This is a genomic window from Streptomyces sp. NPDC060184 (assembly GCF_042728795.1).
Classification (GTDB): domain Bacteria; phylum Actinomycetota; class Actinomycetes; order Streptomycetales; family Streptomycetaceae; genus Streptomyces.
Window position 1 is genome coordinate 41,367 of sequence record NZ_JBHWYX010000001.1, and the last position, 18,318, is coordinate 59,684.

Below are 18,318 nucleotides of genomic sequence, written 5' to 3' on the forward strand. Positions count from 1 at the left end.
CGTACGGGACGTACTCGGGCGGCCCGCACAACGCGGCGGGGCGCCGTGCCGGGCATCCGCCACGCCGCCCCGTACCCGGGGCGTGGCACGCGCGAAATCGGTTCGCCACTCTTCGGGCGCGGGTGAGATCCTGGGATCCGTATGTCTACTTCCTTCGCTGATCTCCAGTCCCAGCTCGGACAGCTCTCGCTCCGTGACGCGCACCGGCTCGGCCGGCGTCTCGAAGGAGCGCGCCGCATCCGCAAGCCCGAGGCCCGTCAGTCCGTCGTGGACGAGATCGCGGCCGAAGCGGGCAAGGCCGCCGACCGGCTCGCCGCGCGCGCCTCCCGGCTGCCCACCGTGTCGTACCCGGACCAGCTTCCGGTCAGCCAGAAGAAGGACGTGATCCTGGAGGCGATACGCGACCACCAGGTCGTGATCGTCGCGGGCGAGACCGGCTCCGGCAAGACCACCCAGATCCCGAAGATCTGCATGGAGCTGGGGCGCGGGGTGCGCGGCATGATCGGGCACACCCAGCCCCGCCGGATCGCGGCCCGCACGGTCGCGGAGCGCGTCGCGGAGGAGCTGGACACCCCGCTCGGCGAGACCGTCGGCTGGAAGGTCCGCTTCACCGACCAGGTGAACCCCGAGTCGACCTTCGTGAAGCTGATGACGGACGGCATCCTGCTGGCCGAGATCCAGACGGACCGCGAGCTGCTCGCCTACGACACGATCATCATCGACGAGGCGCACGAGCGGTCGCTCAACATCGACTTCCTCCTCGGCTACCTGGCCCGGCTGCTGCCGAAGCGCCCGGACCTGAAGGTCGTCATCACCTCGGCGACGATCGACCCGGAGCGGTTCGCCCGGCACTTCGGGGACGCGCCGATCGTCGAGGTCAGCGGGCGCACCTATCCGGTGGAGGTCCGCTACCGCCCGCTCCTCGAAGAGGGCGGCGAGGACGCCGACCGCGACCAGATCACCGCGATCTGCGAGGCGGTGGACGAGCTCCAGTCCGCCGGGCCCGGCGACATCCTCGTCTTCCTCTCCGGCGAGCGCGAGATCCGCGACACCGCCGACGCCCTCGGCAAACGCAACCTCCGCCACACCGAGGTGCTTCCGCTCTACGCGCGCCTCTCCCACGCCGAGCAGCACCGGGTGTTCCAGCGGACCCCCAGCGGCATCAGCCGCCGCATCGTGCTGGCGACCAACGTCGCCGAGACCTCGCTGACCGTCCCCGGCATCAAGTACGTGATCGACCCGGGCACCGCCCGCATCTCCCGCTACAGCCACCGCACCAAGGTGCAGCGGCTGCCGATCGAGGCGATCTCGCAGGCCAGCGCCAACCAGCGCAAGGGCCGCTGCGGCCGTACCTCGGACGGCATCTGCGTCCGGCTGTACTCCGAGGACGACTTCCTCACCCGGCCGGAGTTCACCGACGCCGAGATCCTGCGGACCAACCTCGCCTCCGTCATCCTGCAGATGACCGCGGCCGGGCTCGGCGACATCGAGAAGTTCCCCTTCATCGACCCGCCGGACCACCGCAACATCCGCGACGGCGTGCAGCTGCTCCAGGAGCTGGGCGCGCTGGATCCGGCGGAGAAGGACGCGCGCAAGCGGCTGACCCCGCTCGGCCGCAAGCTCTCGCAGCTCCCGGTGGACCCGCGCCTCGCCCGCATGGTCATCGAGGCCGACCGCAACGGCTGCGCCCGCGAGGTCATGGTCATCGCCGCCGCGCTCTCCATCCAGGACCCGCGCGAGCGGCCTTCGGACAAGCAGACGCAGGCCGACCAGCAGCACGCCCGGTTCAAGGACGAGACCTCGGACTTCCTGGCGTACCTGAAGCTCTGGGAGTACGTCCGCGATCAGCAGAGGGAGCGCGGTTCCTCCAGCTTCCGCCGGATGTGCAAGCAGGAGTACCTGAACTTCCTGCGCATCCGCGAGTGGCAGGACATCTACTCCCAGCTGCGCACGGTCGCCCGGCAGATGGACATCAAGGTCGAGGAGCCCGCCGCGGACGCGGGCATCCCCGAGCAGGCGGTGCACACCTCGCTGCTGGCCGGTCTGCTCTCGCACATCGGCCTCAAGGACACCGAGAAGAACGAGTACCTGGGCGCGCGCAGCGCCAAGTTCGCGATCTTCCCGGGCTCGTCGCTCTTCAAGAAGCAGCCCCGGTTCGTGATGTCGGCCGAGCTGGTGGAGACCTCCCGGCTCTGGGCGCGGGTCAACGCGAAGGTCGAGCCGGAGTGGATCGAGCCGGTCGCCCAGCACCTGCTGAAGCGCACCTACAGCGAGCCGCACTGGGAGAAGGACCAGGCGGCGGTGATGGCGTACGAGCGGGTCACGCTCTACGGAGTGCCGATCATCGCCCAGCGCAAGATCAATTTCGGCCGAATCGACCAGGAGGCGTCCCGGGACCTCTTCATCCGGAACGCGCTCGTCGAGGGGGACTGGCGGACGCACCACCAGTTCTTCCACGACAACCGCAAACTCCTGGGCGAGGTAGAGGAGTTGGAGCACCGCGCCCGGCGCCGCGACATCCTCGTGGACGACGAGACGCTCTTCGACTTCTACGACCAGCGCATCCCCGAGCACATCGTCTCGGGCGCCCACTTCGACTCGTGGTGGAAGCACAAGCGCCGGGACGAGCCGGACGCGCTGGACTTCGAGCGCTCCATGCTCATCAACGAGAAGGCCGGGGCCGTCACCAAGGACGACTACCCGGACTCCTGGCGGCAGGGGAAGCTCAAGTTCAAGGTGACGTACCAGTTCGAGCCCGGCGCGGACGCGGACGGCGTGACCGTCCACATCCCGCTCCAGGTGCTCAACCAGGTCACCTCCGAGGGCTTCGACTGGCAGATCCCGGGCCTGCGCGAGGAGGTCGTCACCGAACTGATCCGCTCGCTGCCCAAGCCGATCCGCCGCCACTACGTACCGGCCCCGAACTACGCGGACCGGTTCCTGGACCGGGCGGTCCCGCTCCAGGAGCCGCTGCCCGCCACGCTCGCGCGCGAGCTCCAGCGGATGGTCGGGGTGCCGGTCGCCGCGGACGACTTCGACCTGGGGCGCGTACCGGAACACCTGAAGATCACGTTCCGGATCGTCGACGAGCGGCGACGCAAGGTCGCCGAGGACAAGGACCTGGAGGCGCTCAAGCTCCGGCTGCGCCCGAAGGCCCGCCAGGCCCTCTCCAAGGCCGCCGCGGCCACCGCCGGGCCCTCGGGCGTCTCCATCGAGCGTTCGGGGCTCACCGGCTGGTCCATCGGCACGCTGGAGCGCGTCTTCGAGACCCGGCGGGCCGGGCAGCCGGTCAAGGCGTACCCGGCGCTGGTGGACCAGGGCGAGACGGTGGCCGTCCGGCTCTTCGACACCGAGGCCGAGCAGCAGCAGGCGATGTGGCGCGGCACCCGGAAGCTGATTCTGCTGAACATCCCGGTGAACCCGGCGAAGTTCGCCTCGGACAAGCTCACCAACCAGCAGAAGCTGGCTCTTTCGCGCAATCCGCACGGCTCCGTGCAGGCGCTCTTCGACGACTGCGCGACCGCCGCCGCCGACCGCCTGATCGCCGCCCACGGCGGCCCCGTCTGGGACGAGGCGGCCTTCACGGCCCTGTACGACAAGGTCCGCGCCGACCTGGTGGACCTCACGGTCCGCACGGTCGGCCAGGTCCAGCAGATCCTGGCCGCCTGGCAGGCCTGCGAGCGCCGTCTGAAGGCCACCAACAGCCTGACGCTGGTGAACAACGTGGCCGACGTGCGGGAGCAGCTGGCGCGCCTCGTACCGGCCGGGTTCGTCACCGCGACCGGGCTGCGCAGGCTGCCGGACCTGATGCGCTACCTCGTCGCGGCGGACCGCCGGCTCCAGCAGATGCCGACCTCCGTCCAGCGCGACACCACGCGCATGGAGAAGGTCCACGAGATGCAGGACGAGTACGCCTGGCTGCTGGAGCAGCTGCCGCAGGGACGGCCGGTGCCGCAGGAGGTCCTGGACATCCGCTGGATGATCGAGGAGCTGCGGGTGAGCTACTTCGCGCACGCGCTGGGGACGGCTTTCCCGGTGTCGGACAAGCGGATCGTGAAGGCGATCGACGCCGCCGCACCGTAGGAGAACGGCCTGCTCACACCCCCGCGAGGGCGTGAGCGGGCCGTCACCCCGAGTGAATTCGACCTGGCCCGCCAACCTCCTGTACAGTCCTGTTTCGCAGCCGGACGAGAGTACGGAAGCGAAGAACAACAGCAAGGTCCTGTGGAGCAGTTTGGAGTGCTCGCCACCCTGTCAAGGTGGAGGCCGCGGGTTCAAATCCCGTCAGGACCGCAGCAGTCGAAAGCCCGGATCATCCCGATCCGGGCTTTCGCGCGTTCCGGGGTGCCACGGCCGAGGTGCCACGGCCGGGGCGGCCGGAGGCTCCCGGGTCGCGCGGGCCGGTTTCCGTGGCGTTGCGGGCACGGAACTAACGGGTCCGGAACGAACGGGGCATGCCGTTCCCTTCGCGGCCGTCGCCCTCGTCACCGTCCCCCTCGACCGCCGCTCCCTCCACCGGGCGGGGCCGCCCCGCCGCGGTCCGGGCGTCCGACGGCCCCCGCGGCGGGCCCCCGCGGTCGGCCCCGCCGGTCGCCGCCGACCGGGGTCACCCGCGGGTCCCCCGCACGCGCCCCGCCAGTGCCCCGGCGGACACCTGACGGGCACTCCGGGGCTTCCTGGGCCCCGCAGAGCGCCCCGGGCGCCACGGGGCTCCGGAGAGCCGCCCGGACCGGCCCCGAGCGGCCCGGAGCGCCTCCCGACGGGCCCCGCACCGGCCTCCCGGGGGCCGCGCCTGGCCCACGAGAGCACCCTCTTCGGGGCCGCACGGGCACCCGGCGCGCACCGGGGCGCCCACACGGAGGCCGCCGGGATGCCCTCCGGGCCCCCGGGAGAGGGCGCGGAGGCCACCCCGGCCAAGGACGAAAGTCCCCACGGCCCGTGACCATCGGCGAAGTTCCCCGGCTTCCCGTAGTGGCAGGCTGGACGTTGGCAAGCGGCAGGGGGTGTGACGGGAGTCACCAGACCAGTTTTTGGACAGGGTGGCTTTACCCTCCCCATACAACGGCCGAATTTAATATGTGCAATTGCACCCCCCTCGGGCCCTCCATTGGAATCCATCCCTCCGGTTTCTCCCGACCCGTACGGGTAGCTCCCCCGCCTCCGGACAGACTCCTTCACCGGGTCGCACAGAGAACCCCACACCTGCCCACACCCCCCACCCGCACCGGTCGGAGGAGTCCCGTGGCAGGCTGTACGGAGACTCCGGGAAAGGGGCCGGAAAGCACCCGGAAAGCGCCCCGACGAGGCGCCCGGCCCCCCACGGAGCAGGGACCAAGGCCCGCGCCGGCCGCACGTTCCGGGTGCACACCCCGGTCGGCCATGACGGCCGCACATGCCTCCCGCCTACGCCACCAGGGCGTTCGGGCACAAAAAAAGATCGCGCTGGACCCGGCGGAGTCCAGCGCGATCTTCACGACGTACCCGCATCGCACAGGTATGGCGCCCGTTGGGGCGGGCGCCCGTCGTATGGAGCTATGGGTGAGCGGCTGCGGTTGGGGGGCCGTCAGCTGCCCGGTCGTGATGCGGCGACAGGGGTTTCTCAGGCCTCGCTGCGCTGCTGCGGAATACCCGCAAGCAGTGCGCGGACCTCTGCCTCGCGGTATCGGCGATGTCCACCGAGCGTGCGGATGGACGTGAGCTTGCCAGCCTTGGCCCAACGGGTGACCGTCTTCGGGTCCACGCGGAACATCGTGGCAACCTCAGCCGGGGTCAGCAGCGGCTCGGCATCAGGGGTGCGAGCGGTCATGAGCGGCCTCCTCGGGAGAACCGAACCATCTCGGTTCTTTCCTCTAAATTCTGCACCTTGGCCCACGTTGCCCGTAATGGCGGACGGGGGCCGAGTCGGTTATAGGACGAACGGCTTGTCCTCGGCACTACAACTACACCATCCGTCCAGCCACGTCGGCCAAACCGATGGAATTGCCCTCCCAGGTGTTCATCAGCGACGGAAGCCGATGGACCATGCCATAGCGGACAGTCACGCGTCAGTAACGATCAGTCACAGAGCGATCAGGAGTCACTAGACCCCCCATAGCGTGCAATGCAGAGCAATCCGCCCATAGTTGGACGGACAGAGTCCTCCCCGGACTCCTTGTCCTATTTTGGCACGAGGGGTAGGGATGGACGCAAGGGCGCCCTTAGTGCCGTCCGTCACGCTTGCGACCATTGGACCGGTTCAGGACGTAAGACCTAGGCCGGAGGACGTAGCCTCCCACCCCAGTGGCCCCACACGTCACAGCAGACGCATCCCACGGGCCGTCAGCAGGGCTCCTGAGCCCACCCGGCCCGCACCGGATCACGTCCCGGTCCGGCACCTCTCGACCCGCCCCGTGGGTTCGCGTGCGTGCTCGCACATCTCCTCGGCGATCATCGGCTTCCTCAACTCCCCTCCCGGTCACGGCCGCCCGTCCGGGTCGGCCTTCCTGGCGAAGGAGGCGGTTGGAGCGCCTTGGGGACGATTCCATCCGATTGGCCTGCTTGCGACCGCCTCGGCATGAGGTTGCCCCGGTTCGGACCTTTCATGCCACCGTGGTCCGATTCGCATCCATTGGTGGTGCGGTGCGCCGACACATGTTGACGCCGGACAGCCCCTTCTCCGTTCACTTCACGAAGCCGCCGCACCCGGACCACTCCGAGCGGCGGCAACCCGCCACCCCCGGACACCACCTACGGGTTGTCCCGCAATTCCTGGTGGGTGCGCGACGAATTGCGGGACAACCCTTAGTTGGCGGACCGGAGGTCCCGCACCGCCCGCCAGCGCTCCGCCAGCCGCCCGTAGGCCTCCGCGGCGCGGTCGTTGTCGCCCGCGCGCAGCGCCGCCAGGCCCTCGGCCACGTCCGCCGCCGACCGGTCCCCGGCGAGCCGGGCCGCCGGCACCGCGTGCACCAGTCCCCCGTAGTCCAGTTCGACCAGGGAGCGGGGGTGGAACTCCTCCAGCCAGCGGCCCACGTCGATCAGCCCGTCCGCCAACGGGCCGTCGTCCACCGTCTCGCGCAGGGTCCGCAACCCGCGCGCCAGCCTGCGCCGCGCCTGCACCATGGGCGTCCGGTACCGCAGCGAGGCCGGTCCGATCGCGCCGTCCGGCGCCCCGTACTCCCGCTCCTCGTCGGTGAAGAGCACGAACCAGCGGACCGGTACGTGCCACACGGCCGTCCTGATCCAGGGCCGCGCGTCGGGGTTCCTGCGCTGCCACCGCTCGTGGTCGGCGGTCTGCTGATCCCGGACCACCGGAGGCAGCACCGCGTCCAGCACATTGGCCGGAAATAGCCCCCCGAGCTCCTCCAGGGCCAGCCATCCGCGCAGCCGGGTCCGCCACGGACAGACGCAGACCACCCCGTCGATCTCCGCGACGAAGGCGTCCGCGCTCTCGTGAGGGCTCACCCCGACCGGGGGCGTGGGCACCAAGTCCGCCAGCGAGCGGCGGAGTTCGTCCTGTGCCGTGGGGAACTCGGTCCGTTGCGCGTAACGCGTCCAGTGCGCGCGCTCGGCCTCCGGGAAGGCGGCCAGGGGCTCGTACACCCGCAGATAGGACGTGTAAGGGACGAGCACTGAAGACACCACCGGCATGAAGCTGATCGTGTCACGCCCGTACTCCCTCAGGGGGTGATCCCCGGCAGAGAGGCGATCCGCGCGGGAGCAGCGCCTACGCTCTGAACCGGACGGGCCGGTCCGCCGGCCCGCCGGGGCCTTCCCACCCGCAGAAGTCCCCTTCCGCCGCTTCGTACTTGGGAGTCACCACCGTGACCGATGTGACCGGCGCACCCGTCGACGTGCTGCGCACCCTGTTCCACTCGGACCAGGGCGGGCACGAGCAGCTCGTCGTCTGCCAGGACCGGGCCAGCGGCCTCAAGGCCGTCATCGCCCTCCACTCCACCGCCCTGGGCCCCGCCCTCGGCGGCACCCGCTTCCACCCGTACGCGACCGAGGCGGAGGCCGTCGCCGACGCGCTGAACCTCGCGCGCGGGATGTCGTACAAGAACGCCATGGCCGGGCTGGACCACGGCGGCGGCAAGGCCGTCGTCATCGGCGACCCGGACCTCGTGAAGACCGAGGAACTCCTGCTCGCCTACGGCCGCTTCGTGGCCTCGCTGGGCGGACGGTACGTCACGGCGTGCGACGTCGGCACGTACGTCGAGGACATGGACGTCGTCGCCCGCGCGTGCCGCTGGACCACCGGCCGCTCCCCCGAGAACGGCGGCGCCGGGGACTCGTCGGTGCTCACCGCGTTCGGTGTCTTCCAGGGGATGCGGGCCTCCGCCCAGCACCTGTGGGGGGACCCGACCCTGCGCGGCCGGAAGGTCGGCGTCGCGGGCGTCGGCAAGGTCGGCCGGCACCTGGTCCGGCACCTGCTGGAGGACGGGGCCGAGGTCGTCGTCACGGACGTGCGCGAGGAGTCGGTGCGCCGGATCACCGACGCCCACCCCGAGGTCGCGGTCGCGGCGGACACCGAGGCGCTGATCCGCACCGAGGGACTCGACATCTACGCCCCGTGCGCGCTCGGCGGCGCGCTGGACGACACCACGGTGCCGGTACTCACCGCGAAGGTGGTGTGCGGAGCGGCCAACAACCAGCTCGCGCACCCGGGGGTGGAGAAGGACCTCGCGGACCGCGCGATCCTCTACGCCCCGGACTACGTGGTGAACGCCGGCGGGGTGATCCAGGTCGCCGAGGAGCTGCACGGCTTCGACTTCGAGCGGGCCAGGGCGAAGACGGCGAGGATCTTCGACACCACCCTGGAGTTGTTCGCACTCGCGAAGGCGGATGGGGTTCCGCCGGCCGCCGCCGCGGACCGGATCGCCGAGCGCCGGATGGCCGGGGCCGCCCGCTCCCCGCGCGTCTGACAGGGGTGGCCCTCCCGTCGGCCTGAACCGTCCAGGAGCGGAAGGAACCGTTCCGGAGTCCCGCCCTCCGGGACGGTTCCGGCCGGTGGGAGGGCACGCGGAAGCCGCGAGACAAGACTCACGCCGGTCGGCGGGTCGTACGCCAAGAAGAGGTTAAAATCGCAGTTGACCAGCGAGGACGGAGCTCCTCATTGGTCCTGCACCGGGGCGCAAGACGCGGGCGGCGTACCGTATGGCCACGGAAGCAGGTACCGTTGAAGCTCTACGGGCACGGACTCTCATCCGAGAGGCCGTCCCGAAACATGAACGCGTGTCAAGACTCTGGGGCCGTCGAGCCCCGTCACCGAGGGGGTCGAGCCATGGGGCGCGGCCGGGCAAAGGCCAAGCAGACAAAGGTCGCCCGCCAGCTGAAGTACAGCAGCGGCGGAACCGACCTCACACGTCTGGCCAATGAGCTGGGCGCATCACCTTCGAGTCAGCCACCGAACGCCGAGCCGTTCGAGGACGACGACGAGGACGATGACCCGTACGCACAGTACGCGGATCTTTACAACGACGACGAGGACGAGGACGACGAGTCCGGTCCCTCGTCCCAGCGCCGCGGCGCTTGACCTCGCGCTGACACAACAACCCGGTCCGGGCCTGTCCCGGACCGGGTTCTGTGCTGTCCGGTCACGGTCGGACGGCGGGGTTCGCGGACCGTGGTGATCGGTGCGGCGCACGGCCGATCCGGTCCGGGTCGGCGCGACGGCACCGCCGGCTTCCCGCCGGTCTCCCCCGCCGTGCGGACCCCGCCGGCGGGCGGGCGGACGCTCCCTGAGTCGTCCTGCCCCGCCCGGTCCCGGCGGTTTCGCGTGTGATCAGCGGGCGTAGTCGCCGGTCAGCTCGGCGCCCGTGGCGTGGTCACCGCGGTCGGTGATCTCGCCGGCGACCCAGGAGTCGACCCCGCGGTCGGCCAGCGTCGTCAGGGCCGCGTCCACGGAGTCGGCCGGCACGATCGCGATCATGCCGACGCCCATGTTCAGCGTCTTCTCCAGCTCCAGCCGCTCGACGTTGCCGGCCTTGCCGACCAGGTCGAACACCGCGCCCGGGGTCCAGGTGGAACGGTCCACGGTGGCGTGCAGCCCGTCGGGAATGACCCGGGCCAGGTTGTTCGCCAGACCGCCGCCGGTGACGTGGCTGAAGCCGTGCACCTCGGTCGTACGGGTCAGGGCGAGACAGTCCAGCGAGTAGATCCGGGTGGGCTCCAGGAGCTCCTCGCCGAGGGTCCGGCCGAACTCCTCCACCTGGCGGTCCAGGGTCCAGCCGGCCCGGTCGAACACCACGTGGCGCACGAGCGAGTACCCGTTGGAGTGAAGACCGGACGAGGCCATGGCGATGACGGCGTCACCCTTGCGGATGCGCTCGGGGCCGAGCAGGCGGTCGGCCTCGACCACGCCCGTACCCGCGCCGGCGACGTCGAAGTCGTCCGGGCCGAGGAGCCCGGGGTGCTCGGCCGTCTCGCCGCCGACCAGGGAGCAGCCGGCGAGGACGCAGCCCTCGGCGATGCCCTTCACGATCGCCGCGACACGCTCGGGGTGCACCTTGCCGACGCAGATGTAGTCGGTCATGAAGAGCGGTTCGGCGCCGCAGACCACGAGGTCGTCGACGACCATGCCCACCAGGTCGTGGCCGATGGTGTCGTAGACGCCCATCTGCCGCGCCAGGTCGACCTTCGTGCCGACACCGTCGGTCGCGGAGGCCAGCAGCGGACGCTCGTAGCGCTTGAGGGCGGAGGCGTCGAAGAGTCCGGCGAAACCGCCGAGCCCGCCGAGACCCTCGGTCTCGGGGCGCTTCGTCTTCTTCACCCACTGCTTCATCAGCTCGACCGCGCGGTCGCCGGCCTCGATGTCGACGCCGGCCGCCGCGTAGGAAGCACCTGTTGTCTCAGACATTGCCCGGGATCTTTCGTGTGGGAATACGGGGCTGGGAGAAACGCCGGTCGGTCCGGATCACGGACGACGCAGCGCGTCGGCCGCCGCGGTGGCGGCGGGGCCGGCGGCCAGCTCGGTCTCCAGCAGCTGCTTGCCGAGCAGCTCCGGGTCCGGGAGCTCCATCGGGTATTCACCGTCGAAGCAGGCGCGGCAGAGGTTGGGCTTCTGGATCGTCGTCGCCTCGATCATCCCGTCGAGCGAGATGTACGAGAGCGAGTCGGCACCCAGCGACGTGGCGATCTCGTCGACGGACATGCCGTTGGCGATGAGCTCGGCGCGGGTCGCGAAGTCGATGCCGAAGAAGCAGGGCCACTTGACCGGCGGGGACGAGATCCGGATGTGGATCTCGGCGGCACCGGCTTCGCGGAGCATCCGGACCAGCGCGCGCTGGGTGTTGCCGCGGACGATCGAGTCGTCGACGACCACCAGGCGCTTGCCCTTGATGACTTCCTTGAGCGGGTTCAGCTTCAGACGGATGCCCAGCTGACGGATGGTCTGCGAGGGCTGGATGAAGGTCCGGCCGACGTAGGCGTTCTTGACCAGACCGGCGCCGAACGGGATACCGCTGGCCTCGGCGTAACCGATCGCGGCGGGGGTGCCGGACTCCGGTGTCGCTATGACCAGGTCCGCCTCGACGGGGGACTCGGCGGCGAGGCGCCGGCCCATCTCGACGCGGGAGAGGTAGACGTTCCGCCCGGCGATGTCGGTGTCGGGGCGGGCCAGGTAGACGTACTCGAAGACGCAGCCCTTGGGCTTCGCTTCCGCGAAGCGGGAGGTGCGCAGACCGTTCTGGTCGATGGCGACGAGTTCGCCCGGCTCGATCTCGCGGACGTAGCTGGCGCCGCAGATGTCGAGGGCGGCGGACTCCGACGCGACGACCCAGCCGCGCTCCAGGCGGCCGAGGACGAGCGGGCGGATGCCCTGCGGGTCCCGGGCGGCGTAGAGGGTGTGTTCGTCCATGAAGACGAGCGAGAAGGCACCGCGGACCTGGGGAAGCACCCTGGCGGCGGCTTCCTCGATCGTGAGCGGGGTGCCCTCCTCGTCGGTCTGCCCGGCGAGCAGCGCGGTCACGAGGTCGGTGTCGTTGGTCGCGGCGACCTGGGTGGCGCGGCCGTCCTTGCGCGGCAGGTCGGCGACCATCTCCGCGAGCTGGGCCGTGTTGACCAGGTTGCCGTTGTGGCCGAGGGCGATCGAGCCGTGCGCGGTGGCACGGAACGTCGGCTGCGCGTTCTCCCACACCGAGGCACCGGTGGTGGAGTAGCGGGCATGACCGACCGCGATATGGCCCTGGAGCGACCCCAGAGACGTTTCGTCGAAGACCTGCGAGACCAGTCCCATGTCCTTGAAGACCAGGATCTGGGACCCGTTGCTCACTGCGATGCCCGCGGACTCCTGTCCACGGTGCTGCAGGGCATACAGTCCGAAATAGGTGAGCTTGGCGACCTCTTCGCCGGGAGCCCAGACACCGAAGACGCCGCAAGCGTCCTGGGGGCCCTTCTCGCCGGGGAGCAGGTCGTGGTTGAGTCGTCCATCACCACGAGGCACGCCACCGAGTGTAGGCGAGGTCGACCACTGGTCCGAATTGGGGACGGGCCCCGCACCGGCCACCGGAGCCGCCCGGACGTGCGCGGACGCGAAGCGGGAAGTCCGTTTCCGGGGGGTCCCGTTGATCACCGGGAGTGATCACCAGCGGATCCCGGGCGGCGCTCCCCGGGCGCCGGGGCGGCCGGAGCCCAGCACTGCGGCCTCTCCGGGCCGGTGACGGTCCCGGTCCGCCCGTCGGCGGCCGGCCCCGTCCGTCGCTCTGGGTGAGGCGGGCCCGGAGGCGGCCGGACGCCCCCGGCGAGCGCCCGTTCCGTGGCGAGCCTCACACTGCGCGCGCCGGGAGACGGGCGCCGGGGACCGCACCGGCGCTCCGAACGGCGTTCCGGGTCCGGATAGCGGTACGCCTGTCCGTACCGCGAGACGATCGTTGACACGGACACGCCCAGGCGGCAGGCTCCAGGGCCATGCAGCCCCTCGGTGATCTCTCGGTCACGCTCGTGGAGCGCCGCCACGTCGATCTGGGACGTCTGGCGAGCGCCATCTGTCGCTGTTCCTGAGCGTCCGAGCCGCGCCCGAGCCGCGGAGTTCCCGAGTCTTCGAGTCCTGATTCCCTTGAGCCCCCGCGTCCCCGTGTCCCCGAGTTCCTGATTCCCGGGGAGCACCCGGGGGCTTCCGGGAGCTCCGGCCTCGGACCGCCCGGCTCTTGAATCCCTGAGCTCCTGAGCTCCTGAGCTCCTGAGCTCCTGAGCTCCTGAGCTCCTGAGCCCACCGGCCCGCCGACCGCGCCGCCGGTGGCTGCCCGCGCCGGTGCGCGCCCGCGCCATGTGTGCGGGCCACGGGCCGCGTACTCCTCGGCGGTGGACCCCGTTTCCGGGCCCACCCGTGGCGTCCGGTCTCCGCCCCGCCCTTCCCTCCCTGCTTCCCGCCCGCTCCCGCGCGGGCCGGGTGCGCCCGTGCGCATCCGGCCGCCCTGCGGGGGCCCGTGTCCGGAGTCGCCATGTCTTCCGCCCCTCGCCCCGACCAGAACCAGAACCCCGCGGCCGGTGAGCCGTCCGGTTCGCTCTCCCGCCGCGCCTTCGGCACCGCCGTCGGCGTGAGTGCCGCCACCGCGGCCGTGGGCCTGTCGGCCGGACCCGCGTCCGCCGCCCCGGCCGCCGCTTCGCAACAGGCCGACTTCCGGGAGAGGCCGTTCCGGGCGGCGCGCGGCAAGCACGCCCGCCGCCCGAACATCCTCTTCATCCTCGGCGACGACCTCGGCTGGGCCGACCTGTCCTCGTACGGCTCCCCGCACATAAGGACGCCGAACCTCGACCGCCTCGGCCGCCAGGGCGTGCGGTTCACCGACGCGTACGCGGGCTCCGCCACCTGCTCGCCGACCCGCTTCAGCCTGTACACGGGCCGCTACCCGGGGCGTACCGCGGGCGGGCTCGCGGAGCCGATCGCGGACCGGTCGGTGGGCCTGGAGCCGACGCACCCGACGCTCGCCTCGCTGCTGCGCTCCACGGGGTACGCCACCGCGCTGATCGGCAAGTGGCACTGCGGTTACCTGCCGGACTACAGCCCCACCAAGTCGGGCTGGGACGAGTTCTTCGGCAACTTCGGCGGGGCCCTGGAGTACTACTCCAAGCTCGGTCTCGGCGGCGAGTACGACCTCTACGAGGGCGACGCCGAGTACAAGGACCTCCGCTACTACACGCGCATCCTCACCGAGCGGGCGAGCGAGTACGTCCAGCGCGACCACGACAAGCCGTGGCTGCTGAACCTGAACTTCACCACCCCGCACTGGCCGTGGATCGCGGACGGCGACACCGAGGAGAGCGCGGAGGTCGTCCGGAAGATCAAGGCGGGCAACGTGGGCGCCCTGTTCCACAACGACGGCGGCTCGGTCGAGAAGTACAAGGAGATGGTCGAGGACCTCGACCGCTCGGTCGGAAAGGTGCTCGACGCGCTGAGGAAGTCGGGCCAGGAGGAGGACACCCTGGTCTTCTTCGCCAGCGACAACGGCGGCGAGCGCTTCTCGTACCAGTGGCCGCTCTCCGGCAACAAGAGCTCGCTCCAGGAGGGCGGCATCCGGGTGCCCGCGGTGCTGCGCTGGCCCGCCAGGATCGACGCCGGGCAGGTCAGCGACCTGCCGGTGTTCTCGCCGGACTGGACAGCGACGCTGCTGGAGATAGCGGGCGCCCGCCCCGCCCCCGCGTACCCGCTGGACGGCACCAGCCTCGGCGGCTATCTGCTGCGGGGCGAGGAGGTGCCGGAGCGCGACCTGTTCTGGCGGGTGCGCGGCGAGCGCGCGGTGCGCCGGGGCGACTGGAAGTACTACCGGGGCAAGACCGGCGCGGACCAGCTCTTCAACCTGCGCGAGGACCAGCGCGAGCAGGCGAACCGGGCTGCCGAGGAGCCGGAGCTGCTGGCGGAGCTGCGGGCGTTCTGGGAGCGGACGAACGCGGAGCTGCTGCCGTACCCGGCGAGCACGGGCACCTCGCCGTTCTGAACCCCGTCCCGCCGCACGTCGCCGACCGCCGCCCGCCCCTGACGACGGGCGGCGGTCGGCAGTCGGCAGTCGGCAGTCGGCGGGTCGGCGGGTCGTTCCCGCGGCTCAGCCCATGAGCGGCAGCAGCCCCGCGAGATCGGCCCGTTCCCCGCTCGCGGAGATCCGCGCCGCGTCCCGTTCCTCGGCCCAGCCGGCCCGCCCGGTGGCCAGCCGGATCCAGGTGAGCGGGTCGGTCTCCACGACGTTCGGGGGCGTACCGCGGGTGTGCTGGGGCCCGCCGAGGCACTGGACCACGGCGAACGGCGGGACGCGCACCTCCACCGACCCGCCGGGCGCCCGTTCGGCGAGGGCGTCCGCGAGGAGCCGGGTGGCGGCGGCCAGGGCCTGCCGGTCGTACGGGATGTCCAGGCCGGTCGCCGCGTTGAGGTCGTCGGTGTGCGCGATCAGCTCGACGGTCCGGGTGACCAGGTAGTCGCCCAACCGCATCGAGCCGGTACGGGTCGGCAGCAGCCGCTCGGGGTCGGCCGGGACCACCACCGCCTCGAAGCGGGCCGCGGCCTCCTCGTACAGGGCGGCCGGGTCGGGGCGGGCGGCGACGAGCGCACGGATGTCCTCGTCGATCCGGTCCGCCCGCGCCGCCGTCGAGAACGGCCACTGCACGAGGGCCAGTTCCGGCTTGGCACCGCGCGGCTCCGGCAGCTCCAGGTTCCGGGAGACCACCGCGAGCGCTTCCGTGAGGTGGACGGCCAGTTCCCGCACGGTCCAGTCGCCGAGCCGGGTGGGCAGCGCGAGCTGCTCGTCGGTCAGCCCCGCGACCGCCCGCCCGACCTGGGCGAACTGGGCCAGCACGGCGGTACGGGTGCGGTCGGGGTCGTAGCGGCGGGCGCGCTTGCGGGTCGTCGGCGGCATGACGACGAGCGTACGGCTCCGAGGGGCGTCCCCGTCCGTGGCCTCCGGCACTCCGCAGCCCGCCGGGCACCGGGGCCGGGGACCGCCGGGTCGCGCCTCATCGCCGGGTCGCGAACCCGCCGAGCCCGGTCTCCAGCAGCGCGAAGCCCCGCTCGGCCAGTCGTACCGCTTCCGGCGCGAGGGCTTCGGCGTCGGCACCGGCGAGAATCCGCACCCGGATCTCGCGGACGAGTGCGCTGCGGGTGGCGATCAGCTGCGCCGCCACGATCCGGGCCTCGACCGCGTCCTCCCCTTCGTCGGCCAGGACCTCGGCGAGCCGGTCCCGGGTGCGTATCGAGTAGGCGTGCGCCCGGCTGAGCAGGGACGGTGTCTCTTCGATCAGCCGCCGCACCGCCAGCACCACCGGGGCGGAGGAGAGCGCGACCGAGGCGTCGCGGGCGTCGAGGGCTTCGAGGAACTGGCGGCGCACCGCCGCGAGTGCCGACTCGCCGGGGGCCCGCTCGCGGACGGCCCGGGGCACGTCGTCGAGGTGCTCCTCCAGCGGCGCGCAGATCAGGTCTTCCTTGCTCCCGAAGTAGTTGAAGACCGTCATCTTCGAGACGTCGGCGGCTTCGGCGATCTCGGCGACGGAGACCTGGTCGAAGCCGCGTTCGAGGAAGAGATCGGTGGCCACGGTCAGCAGACGGTGCCTCGTCCGGAGCTTCTTCCGCTCCCGCAGGCTCATGCCCTCGCTCATGGCGACACCGTACCAAGATGAAATTTATGCTCGACCTAAATATTGACCCGATACATTTTTACCTCCATGGTGGTGCTCCGACCACGCGGCGCGGCACTCCACCGCACCGCATCCGAGGGGGGAACACCGCCATGCCCGAGCCCGCGAACGCACCCGTGGACAACCCCACGAACGGACCCGTGCCCGCAGCCCCGCCCGCGACCCGCCGGGCCACTGGCGCGCCGATGACCCGCCGCGCGCACCGCATCGGGCTGGCGCTCTGCGTCGTCACGATCCTGCTCGCCGTGATCGACACCAACATCGTCTCGGCGGCGACCGTGCCGATCGTCCGCGACCTCGACCCCGCCCATGGCGTGGACCGCATCCCCTGGCTGATCGCCGCCTACCAGCTCGCCGCGACCGCCGCCCTCCCGCTGTACGGACGACTCTCCGACGTGTTCGGCCCGAAGCGCGTCTTCGTCGCGGCCCTCACCGCCTTCCTCACCGGCTCCGCGCTCTGCGGACTCGCCCCGTCGATGGGCGCGATCATCGCCGCTCGGGCGCTCCAAGGGCTCGGCGGCGGCGGGCTGATGAGCGTCACGATGGTGCTGCTGCACACCCTGCGAGGACCGTCCGCCAAGTCCGGGAGCAGGAGCAGCGGCGTCGGCGGGGTGATCGCCGGTGCGGGCATGGCGCTGGGTCCCTGGCTCGGCGGGCTGCTCGCCGACCACGCCGACTGACGTTGGATCTTCTACGTCAACCTGCCGGTGGGCATCGCCGTCCTGGTTGCCGCCGTCGCCGTGATCAGGATGCCCGCCCGCCCGGCGGCTGCCCGCGCCTCCCTCGACTTCCTCGGCGCGGCCCTGGCCGCGGCCTTCTCCACCGCCCTGCTGCTCGTCACCGAATGGGGCGGCAAGGACTACGCCTGGTCCTCCCCCACCGTGGTCGTCCTCATCGGCACGGCCGTCACCACCCTCGGGCTCTTCCTGTGGCGCCAGGCCACCGCCGCCGAACCGGTGCTCCCCCTCGGCCTGTTCCGCATCCGCCCGGTCCGGTACGGCTTCGCGGTCCAGGGCCTCGTCGGCCTGGCCATGATGGGCTCGATCGTCTACGTCCTGGTCTACCTCCAGGTCGTACGCCACCTCAGCTCCTCCGCCGCCGGACTGCACCTGATCCCGATGGCGGCCGGCATGACCGTCGTCGGACTCCTCAGCGGACGGCTGGTCGAGTCCGGCTGGTCGCAGAAGAGGTTCGTGACCGGCGGCACCCTCTGCGCGGCCGGCGCCCTCGCCTGGCTCGCCACCCTCTCCCCCGACACCGGCCTGTGGACGGTGCGGGCCGCGCTGCTGCTCATGGGGATCGGCTTCGGACAGCTCGTCGGCCAGCTGATCCAGCTGGTCCAGGACAGCGTCCCGGCCGACCGGATCGGCGTGGCCACCACCGGGGTCCGCTTCTTCCAGACCGCCGGCAGCGCGCTGGGCGCGGCCGTGCTCGGCACCGTGCTCAGCCGCGTCTACGCGGCGCGCGGCCCGGGCGGGACGACGAGCACCATCGGCACGCTGACCGGCGAGGCGCACCGGCAGGCGGTGGAGGCCTTCACCACCTCGGTCGACGTGGTGTTCTGGGCGGCCACCGGGGTCATGGTCCTCGCCGCACTCCTCGCCCTACGGCTTCCGGAGCCGCACCCCGCCCCGCACCCGGAGGAGCCGGCCCCCGCCCCCGTGCACGAGACGGCCTGACCGTCCCGGAACGGCACGATGCCCCCACCCGGCGAACCGGACGGGG

11 protein-coding genes, 1 tRNA gene and 1 pseudogene are annotated in these 18,318 nt (G+C 71.5%); 7 read left to right on the forward strand and 6 right to left on the reverse strand.

The annotated features are described in order from the left end of the window. Positions 1–141 precede the first annotated feature (141 nt). Both hrpA and ACFWEE_RS00190 read left to right on the forward strand, forming a co-directional pair. Positions 142–4,083 (forward strand): ATP-dependent RNA helicase HrpA, encoded by a 3,942-nt coding sequence (hrpA, locus tag ACFWEE_RS00185; RefSeq protein WP_386885030.1) that lies wholly within the window; start codon positions 142–144, stop codon positions 4,081–4,083. Positions 4,084–4,218: 135 nt separating this feature from the next. Then, positions 4,219–4,293 (forward strand) — tRNA-Asp (locus ACFWEE_RS00190). A gap of 1,306 nt (positions 4,294–5,599) precedes the next feature. Here the strand turns inward: ACFWEE_RS00190 and bldC are convergent. Next, the gene (gene bldC, locus ACFWEE_RS00195) at positions 5,600–5,806 is read right to left on the reverse strand and encodes a developmental transcriptional regulator BldC (protein WP_003949541.1); all 207 of its coding nucleotides are present in this window, start codon (positions 5,804–5,806) and stop codon (positions 5,600–5,602) included. Positions 5,807–6,780: 974 nt separating this feature from the next. Continuing rightward, entirely contained in the window at positions 6,781–7,626 is an 846-nt protein-coding gene (locus ACFWEE_RS00200; protein ID WP_386885032.1) for a hypothetical protein, read from the reverse strand. Between the two features lie 173 nt (positions 7,627–7,799). Between ACFWEE_RS00200 and ACFWEE_RS00205 the strand changes: the two genes are divergently transcribed. Beyond that, on the forward strand, positions 7,800–8,900 hold the full coding sequence (locus tag ACFWEE_RS00205; RefSeq protein WP_386885034.1) for a Leu/Phe/Val dehydrogenase: 1,101 nt from the start codon (positions 7,800–7,802) through the stop codon (positions 8,898–8,900). A gap of 359 nt (positions 8,901–9,259) precedes the next feature. Then, a complete protein-coding gene (locus tag ACFWEE_RS00210; protein WP_327176660.1) occupies positions 9,260–9,511 on the forward strand; it encodes a DUF3073 domain-containing protein in 252 nt (83 codons plus the stop codon). Positions 9,512–9,760: 249 nt separating this feature from the next. Here the strand turns inward: ACFWEE_RS00210 and purM are convergent, their stop codons facing one another. Continuing rightward, the gene (gene purM / locus ACFWEE_RS00215) at positions 9,761–10,834 is read right to left on the reverse strand and encodes a phosphoribosylformylglycinamidine cyclo-ligase (RefSeq protein WP_386885036.1); all 1,074 of its coding nucleotides are present in this window, start codon (positions 10,832–10,834) and stop codon (positions 9,761–9,763) included. 57 nt (positions 10,835–10,891) lie between these two features. After that, entirely contained in the window at positions 10,892–12,418 is a 1,527-nt protein-coding gene (gene purF, locus ACFWEE_RS00220) for an amidophosphoribosyltransferase (protein ID WP_386885038.1), read from the reverse strand. 464 nt (positions 12,419–12,882) lie between these two features. Here purF and ACFWEE_RS00225 point away from each other — a divergent pair, with 464 nt between their 5' ends. Both ACFWEE_RS00225 and ACFWEE_RS00230 read left to right on the forward strand, forming a co-directional pair. After that, positions 12,883–12,975, forward strand: a complete 93-nt coding sequence (locus ACFWEE_RS00225) for a putative leader peptide (RefSeq protein WP_327269069.1) — start codon at positions 12,883–12,885, stop codon at positions 12,973–12,975. Between the two features lie 440 nt (positions 12,976–13,415). Beyond that, entirely contained in the window at positions 13,416–14,909 is a 1,494-nt protein-coding gene (locus ACFWEE_RS00230; RefSeq protein WP_386885039.1) for a sulfatase, read from the forward strand. A gap of 105 nt (positions 14,910–15,014) precedes the next feature. Here the strand turns inward: ACFWEE_RS00230 and ACFWEE_RS00235 are convergent, their stop codons facing one another. Both ACFWEE_RS00235 and ACFWEE_RS00240 read right to left on the reverse strand, forming a co-directional pair. After that, on the reverse strand, positions 15,015–15,818 hold the full coding sequence (locus tag ACFWEE_RS00235) for a sterol carrier family protein (RefSeq protein ID WP_386885041.1): 804 nt from the start codon (positions 15,816–15,818) through the stop codon (positions 15,015–15,017). Between the two features lie 97 nt (positions 15,819–15,915). Then, positions 15,916–16,554, reverse strand: coding sequence for a TetR/AcrR family transcriptional regulator (locus ACFWEE_RS00240; RefSeq protein ID WP_386885043.1), 639 nt, complete (start codon positions 16,552–16,554; stop codon positions 15,916–15,918). A gap of 224 nt (positions 16,555–16,778) precedes the next feature. Between ACFWEE_RS00240 and ACFWEE_RS00245 the strand changes: the two are divergent. After that, positions 16,779–18,272: pseudogene (locus ACFWEE_RS00245) on the forward strand (MFS transporter). Positions 18,273–18,318 lie beyond the last annotated feature (46 nt).

Excerpts from the sequence above, each read along its gene's own strand:
- hrpA (WP_386885030.1), top strand. The coding sequence starts at position 142 with ATGTCTACTTCCTTCGCTGATCTCCAGTCCCAGCTCGGACAGCTCTCG.
- bldC (WP_003949541.1), bottom strand. The coding sequence starts at position 5,806 with ATGACCGCTCGCACCCCTGATGCCGAGCCGCTGCTGACCCCGGCTGAG.
- ACFWEE_RS00200 (WP_386885032.1), bottom strand. The coding sequence starts at position 7,626 with ATGCCGGTGGTGTCTTCAGTGCTCGTCCCTTACACGTCCTATCTGCGG.
- ACFWEE_RS00210 (WP_327176660.1), top strand. The coding sequence starts at position 9,260 with ATGGGGCGCGGCCGGGCAAAGGCCAAGCAGACAAAGGTCGCCCGCCAG.
- purM (WP_386885036.1), bottom strand. The coding sequence starts at position 10,834 with ATGTCTGAGACAACAGGTGCTTCCTACGCGGCGGCCGGCGTCGACATC.
- ACFWEE_RS00225 (WP_327269069.1), top strand. The coding sequence starts at position 12,883 with ATGCAGCCCCTCGGTGATCTCTCGGTCACGCTCGTGGAGCGCCGCCAC.
- ACFWEE_RS00230 (WP_386885039.1), top strand. The coding sequence starts at position 13,416 with ATGTCTTCCGCCCCTCGCCCCGACCAGAACCAGAACCCCGCGGCCGGT.
- ACFWEE_RS00235 (WP_386885041.1), bottom strand. The coding sequence starts at position 15,818 with ATGCCGCCGACGACCCGCAAGCGCGCCCGCCGCTACGACCCCGACCGC.
- ACFWEE_RS00240 (WP_386885043.1), bottom strand. The coding sequence starts at position 16,554 with ATGAGCGAGGGCATGAGCCTGCGGGAGCGGAAGAAGCTCCGGACGAGG.